The sequence below is a fragment of the Stenotrophomonas sp. HMWF003 genome (assembly GCF_003061285.1).
In the GTDB taxonomy this organism is placed as follows: Bacteria; Pseudomonadota; Gammaproteobacteria; order Xanthomonadales; family Xanthomonadaceae; genus Stenotrophomonas; species Stenotrophomonas maltophilia_AP.
The window spans coordinates 8722-11757 of sequence record NZ_QAIW01000146.1 but is presented as its reverse complement, the minus strand read 5'-3'; the positions used below and the strand labels follow the sequence as shown (position 1 = coordinate 11757).

Annotated in this window: 2 protein-coding genes and 1 pseudogene; all 3 read right to left on the bottom strand. The window is 68.3% G+C overall.

Annotation, left to right across the window (positions count from 1 at the left end):
- Nucleotides 1-980, bottom strand: a pseudogene (locus DBR34_RS22185) (HAD-IC family P-type ATPase); the annotation flags it as partial.
- Nucleotides 981-991: 11 nt separating this feature from the next.
- Nucleotides 992-2710 (bottom strand): potassium-transporting ATPase subunit KdpA, encoded by a 1719-nt coding sequence (kdpA, locus tag DBR34_RS05595; RefSeq protein ID WP_128096033.1) that lies wholly within the window; start codon nucleotides 2708-2710, stop codon nucleotides 992-994.
- 12 nt (nucleotides 2711-2722) lie between these two features.
- Entirely contained in the window at nucleotides 2723-2815 is a 93-nt protein-coding gene (locus tag DBR34_RS05590) for a potassium-transporting ATPase subunit F (protein ID WP_038690964.1), read from the bottom strand.
- Nucleotides 2816-3036: the final 221 nt, after the last annotated feature.

Here is a 3036-nt window from a genome sequence, read left to right as displayed (position 1 = left end):
GCATGGAAGTGGGTGGCCTGGCGGTCGCCGTGGGTGATGGTGCCGGTCTTGTCCAGCAGCAGCACGTCCACGTCGCCGGCCACTTCCACCGCCTTGCCGGATTTGGCCAGCACGTTGGCGGCCAGCGCCCGGTTCATGCCGGCAATGCCGATGGCCGGCAGCAGCCCGCCGATGGTGGTGGGAATCAGGCACACCAGCAGCGCGATCAGCAGCAGCGGGTCGACCTTGACGCCGACGAAGGCGCCAATGGCCGGCAGCGTGGCCACCACGATCAGGAAGGTGAGCGTCATCGCCGCCAGCAGCAGGGTCAGCGCGACTTCGTTGGGCGTCTTCTGCCGGTTGGCGCCTTCCACCAACGCGATCATGCGGTCCAGGAAGCTGTGGCCCGGCTCGGCGGTGACCCGCACGATGATCTGGTCCGACAGCACCTTGGTGCCGCCGATCACGCCGCTGCGGTCGGTCCCGGCCTCGCGCAGCACCGGCGCCGATTCACCGGTCACCGCCGCTTCGTTGATGGTGGCCAGGCCCTGCACGATCTCGCCGTCGGCCGGAATCAGCTCGCCGGCACTGACGATCACATGGTCGCCCGGGCGCAGCTCCGCTGCCGGAACCTGGGTCTCGCTGGCGCCGGCGTGTGCGGCCGCCAGCCGACGCGCGCTGAGGTCCTGGCGGGCCCGCCGCAGCGACGCCGCCTGGCCCCGGCCGCGCGCTTCGGCCACGGCTTCGGCGAAGTTGCCGAACAACACGGTCAGCAGCAGGATCGCGGTGACCGCCAGGCCGAAGCCCAGCGGTGCGTTGCCGCTCAGGGTCACCACCAGGCTGACCACGGTGCCGGCCATCACCACCGCCATCACCGGGCTGTGCAGCAGGTGCCGGGGCGATAGTTTGATCACCGCATCGCGCAGGGCGCGGCGCCAGCCGGCCGCGTCGAGCAGGCGCTGGCGGCGGTGGGAAGAAACGTTCAAGGGATAGGTACTCATGGGCTCACGTCTCAGTGCAGGGTCAGCGACAGGTGGTCGGCCACCGGGCCCAACACCAGCGCCGGCATGAACTGCAATACGGTCAGGATGACGATCAGCGCGATCAGGGTCAGCGCGAAGGTCGGGGTTTCAATCTGCAGCGTGCCGGCCGATTCCGGGGCGCGCCGCTTGGCGGCCAGCTGCGCGCCCACGATCAGCGGAATCACCAGCACCGGGTAGCGGCCCAGCAGCAGCACCAGCGTGCAGCTCAGGTTCCACCACGGGGTGGCATCGCCCAGGCCTTCAAAGCCCGAGCCGTTGTTGGCGAATGCCGACACATACTCATAGAACACCTGGCTGATGCCGTGGAACCCGGGGTTGGAGGTGCCGGTGATCGACGGAATGGCCAGCGTGATCGCGGTGAAGCCCAGGATGGTGATCGGCTGCAGCAGCACCAGCAGGGCCAGCAGGCGCACCTGCGGGGTTTCCAGCTTGCGGCCAAGCAGTTCCGGGGTACGCCCGGTCATCAGGCCGGCCAGGAACACGCCCAGCAGCAGGTACACGATGAACTGCTGCAGGCCGCAGCCAATGCCGCCCCAGATCGCGTTGACCAGCATGTTCACCATCGGCACCGCACCGGCCAGCGGGCTCAGCGAGTCATGCATGCCGTTGACCGAGCCGTTGGACACCTGGGTGGTGATGGCCGCCCACAAGCCGGTGCCGTCCGCGCCGAAGCGCACTTCCTTGCCTTCCATCAGCAGCGGGCTGGCCGCAGTGGCCGAGTGGCCTTCCAGCCACACCGTGGCCGCCACCGACACGCTGGACATCGCCAGCATGCAGCCGAACACCAGTCCGGCCAGGCGCTTGCGCCCGGTGAACGCGCCCAGCATGAAGATCACCGCGATGGGAATCAGCAGGATGCCGATCAGTTCCAGCGCGTTCGACAGCGGGGTGGGGTTCTCCAGCGGCATCGAGCTGTTGGGGCCATACCAGCCACCACCGTTGGTGCCCAGCTGCTTGGCCGCCACCATCGCCGCCACCGGACCCAGCGGCAGTTTCTGCGCGTCCATGCCGGCCGCGGCATCGATCGGCGTGGCCTGCGGGCCAGCGGCCAGCGTCGAGGGCACGCCCTGGCTGGTCAGCAGCACCGCCCACAGCAGGCACAGCGGCAGCATGAAGCGCACGCACGCGCGCACCACGTCGGCGTAGTAGTTGCCCACGTCCACGCGGCGGTCGGCGCTGAGCTGCGCGGCCTGCTGCGCGTCCACGTCGTCCGGGCGCGCACCGAACAGTGCACGCAGGGTGGCCACCACCAGCGCCAGGCCCATCATCGGCGTCACCACCTGCAGGCCGGTGATCGCGGTCATCTGCGAGAAGTACGACAGCTGCGCCTGGCCCGAATAATGCTGCTGGTTGGTGTTGGTGAGGAACGACACCATGGTGTGCAGCGCCGTATCCCAGCGCATGTTGGGAATCTGGTCGGGGTTGAACGGCAGCCAGGCCTGGGTCATGAAGACGGCCTGCACCAGCACCGCGATCACCACGTTGCTCAACAGGAACGCGCCCACGTAACCGCGCCACGACATGCCACGCGCCGGGTTCACCCCCAGCAGCCAGTACAGCGGTTTTTCAACCAGCCCGAACAACGCATCGCCGCGCATCGGCGCACCGCGCATCACCCGGGCCAGGTACAGCCCAAGCGGAAAGGCCAGCACGATGCTGGCCAGCAGGATCAACAGGATCTCGGTCATGGTCGGCTCCGGTCAGAACGCTTCGGGCCGAAGCACGACATACAGCAGGTAGGCGGCGGCAACGAGCACGAGCACGCCGCACAGCAGGGAAAGCCAGGCAGACATGGCAATGGCCTCAGGCGCAGGAAAGAAGGGCGGCGGTGCAGGGCGCACCGGCGGCAGGGGAAACAGGCAGAAACAGGCTCATGGGACGTCCAGGTGGAACCACTCCACGTCAGGCGCCCATCGTGTTCCCCACCGGCGTAAACGCTCCACGCCGCAACTGGCCCCACCGCGTAAAAAGTGCATAAAACCTGCGCAGCCGCCCCATCGGCCACCCGCACACC

Bases quoted from the DNA above. Each gene is read 5' to 3' on its own strand.
- kdpA (WP_128096033.1), bottom strand. From the start codon at position 2,710: ATGACCGAGATCCTGTTGATCCTGCTGGCCAGCATCGTGCTGGCCTTT.
- DBR34_RS05590 (WP_038690964.1), bottom strand. From the start codon at position 2,815: ATGTCTGCCTGGCTTTCCCTGCTGTGCGGCGTGCTCGTGCTCGTTGCC.